Below are 6,101 nucleotides of genomic sequence, written 5' to 3' on the forward strand. Positions count from 1 at the left end.
AAATATTATTTTGAAATACAGTTTTTTCTACACTACAGAATTTTCCAGTATTACATAATACTGATTCTTCAACATTATTTTCGCTAAATTCTCCATGAAAAATACCTAAATTAGCCTCATCACCATCATTCAATACAATAAATTTTGATTGATTATCCTTAAAAATGGCGTTATGAATTTGTAAAAAATCATTATTTAAAATAATATTATTTGGAGATTTATTATTTGAAAATTCACAATTGAAAATCTTGAAATTACCTATTCCATTATATATTGCTCCACCATTTTCCTGTGAGGTATTTTCTGTGAGTGTGGAACTGGTGATTGTTAACTCACCCTTAAAGTGGTTTATTGCTCCACCAAATCCTTGTGCGGTGTTTCCCATGAATGTGGAGTCACTTACAGTTAGCTCAGCCTTAAAGTTATATATTGCTCCGCCAGATCCTTGTAATCCCTCCCATCTTTGTGCGGTGTTTTCGGTGAATGTGGAACTGGTGATTGTTAAATCACACCTAAGGCTATATATTGCTCCACCATAATGTTTTGCTGTATTTTCTGCGAATGTGGAACTGGTGATTGTTATCTCACCATCAACGTTGTATATTGACCCACCATCCCTTTGTGCGGCGTTTCCTACGAATGTGGATTCGCTTACTGTTAACTCACCCCCACCGTTACGTATTGCCCCACCATATTCTGCAGTGTTTCCTGCGAATGTGGATTCGCTTACTGTTAACTCACCCCCATCTTTGTATATTGCCCCACCATATTCTGCGGTGTTTCCTGTGAATGTGGATTCTGCTATTGTTAACTCTTCCTTATAGTTGTGTATTGCTCCACCATGATGATTTGCAGTGTTTCCTGTTAGTATGGAGTCAATTATTGTTAAATTGCCCCTACTGTTGTATATTGCCCCACCATCATGATTTGCAGTGTTTCCTGTTAGTGTGGAGTCGCTTACTGTTAACTCACCTGCATTATATATTGCCCCACCATCCCTTTGTGCGGCGTTTCCTATTAGTATGGAGTCGATTATTGTTAAATCACCCATATTGTATATTGCTCCACAAGATTCAGCAAACGCATTTTTTAAAATAATATTTTTAATAACAACCTTTTTTCCAGTGCAGTAAAATATTCGTGTTAATCCCTGTGCATCTATTGTGTGTCCATTTCCGTCAATAACTAAATCGTCTACATCTAGTTTAATTTCCTCTGATTTATCTTCAGAATCTAAAACAATATCCGAGTCTAAAACAATCTTTTTAGTCCCGCAATGGATTAAATCATCTAAATATTTAAAGCTTCTAATTTTATCATTGTGTGTTGGTTTATCAATTATATCATTTACAAATGTTTCTTCTAAATCTTCAGATTGAATATCTTTATTTTCATTTAAGGTATCATCATTTTCCATACGTTCAACAGATTCAGGTTTATCAATTATCTCATCATTCACACTATTTTGATATTCTACATCTTCCTTTTTAGACCCAAATGCCTTTTTAACCTTATCGAAGAAACCCATTGCAAACACCCACAATTATAATTTTACCTATATAATTACTAATTAATTAAATTTATTCATAAGGCATTGCTTCAAAGATTTAATTAAATAAAATCTAATAGCATTACTTAATTTAGCCTTGCTATTTTTATTAGAGTACAGATTGAAGGTACATTAAATTTCACGAATCATTATTTTTCAGTTATGTTATCGACTTTTATGCATAGGGAATCGCACATTAAATTAGCCATTCAATTTTTCCTTAAAACCAAAAAATGTACCTTCACCAACTTTTTTGAGCCGGAAAGATATGAAAATCAGCTATCCTTGAATGCACCTCATCAAAAAAAAAGCTTGAAATTGAATGTTCCTTCAAAAAAATGTTCCCGCATTCAATCCCAAATATCCAAATCATAACGTTCCTTTTTGATTTCAGTAATCAAAGCCCTTATTGTGGAGGAAATCTCAGGGCAGGGGTCGTCAAGATACATGTCATACAAGACGAACAGATCGGTGATGCAGTTCTGGCCTGCATCCAAACGCATTTTCCAGTCTTTAGCATTGAGGGCTATGTCGGCCAGGATATGCTCATCCGAAACCTTGTCATAGGCATACCATCTGTACTCCTCATTTTCATCATATTTGGCTATATAGCCTAAAGTGAACTCATTTTCGATGTGCTCCAATGCAAATTTCCTTATGCGCTCCCGTGAAGCTTCAAAATACAGCCTGATGAAATAGCGATCGTCAAAGCTGGTTGTGAATCTGATCTTGGAGGTGGATTCGTCCTTTATGATGGTCCAGCTTATGTTGTCGAGGACTACCTTCTCAAAGATTGAATCACCCATCAGCCTTTCATCGGCGGTCACATAAATCTTGTTGGCAAGGTGGGAAAACTCAACGACATCCCAGGTTTTTTCATTGAGAACCTTGAAATGTACCACTTTATCCTCAAAAGCCTTTTTATAAGTCATGATTCACCTCCCTACTCATAATATATCCAATAATATATTTAAGTTGATTAAATAAAAACCTTTATGCAACTTATATCGCCTCAAGTCCAACCGATATACATGGGCAGACTGACCAGCTTGATAATATATGGAACATCACAATACATAATATGCTGCTTAAGCATGGCAAAGACATATATCCTCTATAACCTTTACGGCATATTGAATGATGAAATCTTTACCTATGAACTGCTGATAGCGGTTATCCTAACACAAATTTACATAATACATGTCCACAGAAAGCTCAAGCTGGAGCGTTCGCTGGTCAAACTGACAATAGCCAATGTCATTTTGACAACATTTGCCTGGAGCCTGGGAACCACGGTAATTGCATGCCCCTACGGAATCGGAAGATATCCGTTTATATAACATTAAAATCACAACAATAACATTTAAGTTCACCATACCCTTTTATTTCATTTTCAAAATCACCGCTGAAAAACATTTCATTAATGATTAAAAAAGCACCGCCAAGATTATAAATGGAGTTTGCAAAACCTACATTATTTACGAATCTGCAATTCTGCAGATTAAAAACATTATTGTTGAATATGGCTCCTGAATTCTTGTTTGACTGCATTTCATATGAATCCAAGTCCTTTGCATCTAATTTAAAAATATCAAAATAAGCATCCCATTTTTTGTTTGAAACATTATCTGAAAAACTGGAATCTGAAATCAAAACATCACCGCCGAAATTATTTACTGCACCAGTGTATCTAGAGGCATTGTTTGAAAATATGACTTCAGATGCATTAATCTTGCCAAAGAAATTGTTAATGGCTCCGCCATCCCTTGCATAATTGTGAGTGAAAGTGCAATCATCCATTTTCAATCTATCTTCATTGAGTATCGCTCCGCCGAATTTGGTGGTTTTCCTATGCAAGGCCAGTTTTCCAAATGAATTAGTGAAAATAGGCCCTCCATTTCGTGTAAAATCAGTGCTTTGAATCTCCAAATCTGATCTGTTGAATATTGCGCCGCCATTGTATCCGCTGTTATTTTTAAAGCAGCAGCCCATTATCTTCAAGTCGGCCATATTAACTATTGCACCGCCAAAAGACCATGAATAATTATCCAAAAACTCACAATTGATTAATTTCACTTTTCCTCGATTATATATTGCTCCACCGTAGCCTTGGGGATGGGCGGGGTTACCGAATGTGCCATCCTGCTTTTCTTCATCGGATCTGGATGCGGAATATCCTCTGGTAAACTTAAGATTTTTGATTTGAACATTTTTGGCACTGATTGAAAAAATTCTTCCCAAATAATTGGCGTCAATAGTATGGCCCGAACCATCGATTACAATATCATCCACATCTATCAGGATTCCATGAAGATAATCTGAAGCTTCACTAGACTCCATACCAATATCGCAGCCCAAAAAAATCTCTTTTGATTCACTGTGAATCAGATTATCCAAATATTTAAAATTGCCCTGCAAGATAACACGACCAAAACTATTCTAACGGAATATACATCCTCTTACCGTCAGGATATTTTCTCAATCTCCAATTATATTCCTCATCCACTGTTAATTCTTCGTCTTTTTTCATATCCAAAACCGCTTTTACAATTTCAATCTTAACTTCCAGTTCATGAATATCGGAATCATCATTATTGTCAATTGAAGAGTCATCCTCAAGTTCTCCTAAATCTTTTTTAAGGGATTCATAGATTTCCCTCAGAAATTCCTTATGCAAATCGAAAAGGTCTTCAATAGCTATAATATTCCCATCGCCGAAGCGATATTTGTTTTTTAAACCTTCAATCCAGATATTAGTCATATACTGTTGTCCTGTTTAATTTTTCAAACTATTCTAGGTATTCGCTACCCATATTAATTCTTCAGTTATTACTTTGTTAATGTTAATATTTAAAAGAGATAAAGTTAAGGCTTTAATGGTATTTGAAACATGTGTCAAAAAATATTCACAAATATGGTAGTTTTTAGAATTTCTGCACCCATTTCTATTGAAAAGATTCTTTTCAAACACAATATATAATTTTATATATTTTTAATATTTTATTTACGAAAAGGAAGGCATATAAAAATCGTATACTTACTCATTTTCCATTAGTTAGGTCAGCAAAAATTTCATCTTCGAATTAAATATATTATAATATTTTTCAAAAAATAGGAATTTAGTTAAATAAAAAACAGTAATATCCGAGAATACATACACTTAATCCATTTCATCATTGAAACAAAATATTGCATTAAAAATCTACAGAAATCCTGTCTGATTGTCAGCGAAACATGCGTTTCAAACCAGAATAACCTTAAAAATAAAAAAAAGTATGAGTTTTGAAAACTCATAAATTATCTTCTACGTATTATAGAAACTCCAACACTCAATAATGCCACAATCAATACTGCAAATGGAATACCAGTAGCTTTTGCCACATCTTTTGGTATGGTGTTTGTATTGTTAGTAACATTTTTATCACTAGCATTTACCGCATTATTAGCATTATCTGTAGCATTTACACCAGTATTATTTTGAGCGTTATCTGTAGCATTTACACCAGCATTACTTTGAGCGTTATCTGTAGCATTTACACCAGTGTTGTTTTGAGTGTTGTTGCCAGCAGGCTCAGGAGCATCTTCAGTTTCATTATAATTGTATTCCGCAGTCACATCAAGGAAGGTATGCAAGACTTTTGCATATTCCCCTTCAGCAATATGTGTTATTGTACTACCTAAATCATAATCTCCATTCAGATACTTCAGATAATCCTCATCCCCTATAAGCTGAGCATCACCTGCTTCTACAGTCCTATAGGTCCTGTGATCGTAGACTTCACCTATACTCTCGTGCTTTTCTATGCTTACGACTCTAATGTTTTTTAGCCCCTCGCCATTTTTTATATAGGCCAATCTATAGTTTAATGTTTTATTGCAAATGTCGCTTGAGTCAATGGTTGAGTATTGGGCGGATGTACTGTTAGTAAAGGTCGCAAGGGTCACTGGAGCATCAGGATCTGAAGCATCATAGTACATTATAGCAATTTCAAGATCTATCCTACTTGCATCCACAGTATTATCTATCCATACCTCCTTGACATTTCCGGATCCGTCTCCTTCCCGATATATTGCATTATCACTGTCACCTATTGAAAGAGCATTATCATCAGAAACGCTTTCAGAAATGACATCATCAACTGTTGTTGTATCCTGCGCACTTACTGCAAGAACAGAAACTGCAACCAACAAAACAACAAGAGACATCATTAGTTTACTTTTCATCATTAACCTCCTATTTTAAAAAAAGCGTGAATCCCGCTTCCAGTCAATTAAAAGTAATTAAGTATTTATCAAAGGATATATATATATAATATGTAAAAAATAGATTACATTTACTTAAAACGCACAAAAATTTCATGATTACTATTAAAAAAGCTAATGGGAAATTTAGTTTTAAACTGAAGTTTAAGTCGAATGTTATGTGGAATAATATTCAAACTCATAAACAATTATATTACATTATGTTTCATTAAAACTAAAAAAAATTTAACTATTCCCACACCCAGATTGTTTGAAACATATAATCTATCTTTTTAACATTAGCCCAACT

At 34.4% G+C, this 6,101-nt stretch carries 6 protein-coding genes; 1 reads left to right on the top strand and 5 read right to left on the bottom strand.

Annotated features, from left to right (window positions below; genetic code table 11):
* A partial coding sequence (locus ACKI4K_RS00005) for a right-handed parallel beta-helix repeat-containing protein (protein WP_407421011.1) occupies positions 1–1,528 on the bottom strand: 1,528 nt, incomplete at its 3' end.
* Between the two features lie 371 nt (positions 1,529–1,899).
* Positions 1,900–2,481, bottom strand: a complete 582-nt coding sequence (locus ACKI4K_RS00010; protein ID WP_407421013.1) for a hypothetical protein — start codon at positions 2,479–2,481, stop codon at positions 1,900–1,902.
* A gap of 63 nt (positions 2,482–2,544) precedes the next feature.
* Between ACKI4K_RS00010 and ACKI4K_RS00015 the strand changes: the two genes are divergently transcribed.
* On the top strand, positions 2,545–2,889 hold the full coding sequence (locus ACKI4K_RS00015) for a hypothetical protein (protein WP_407421015.1): 345 nt from the start codon (positions 2,545–2,547) through the stop codon (positions 2,887–2,889).
* On the opposite strand, the gene ACKI4K_RS00020 is transcribed toward ACKI4K_RS00015, so the two are convergent.
* The 3 genes from ACKI4K_RS00020 to ACKI4K_RS00030 all read right to left on the bottom strand — a co-directional run bounded on the left by ACKI4K_RS00020 (position 2,882) and on the right by ACKI4K_RS00030 (position 5,773).
* On the bottom strand, positions 2,882–3,967 hold the full coding sequence (locus ACKI4K_RS00020; RefSeq protein ID WP_407421017.1) for a hypothetical protein: 1,086 nt from the start codon (positions 3,965–3,967) through the stop codon (positions 2,882–2,884). The genes ACKI4K_RS00015 and ACKI4K_RS00020 overlap by 8 nt on opposite strands.
* Before the next feature lie 16 nt (positions 3,968–3,983).
* Complete coding sequence (locus ACKI4K_RS00025) at positions 3,984–4,310, bottom strand: hypothetical protein (protein WP_407421019.1); 327 nt, start codon at positions 4,308–4,310, stop codon at positions 3,984–3,986.
* 536 nt (positions 4,311–4,846) lie between these two features.
* Positions 4,847–5,773, bottom strand: a complete 927-nt coding sequence (locus ACKI4K_RS00030) for a hypothetical protein (RefSeq protein ID WP_407421021.1) — start codon at positions 5,771–5,773, stop codon at positions 4,847–4,849.
* Positions 5,774–6,101: the final 328 nt, after the last annotated feature.

The sequence above is a fragment of the Methanobrevibacter sp. genome (genome assembly GCF_045644645.1).
Taxonomy (GTDB): Archaea; Methanobacteriota; Methanobacteria; order Methanobacteriales; family Methanobacteriaceae; genus Methanocatella.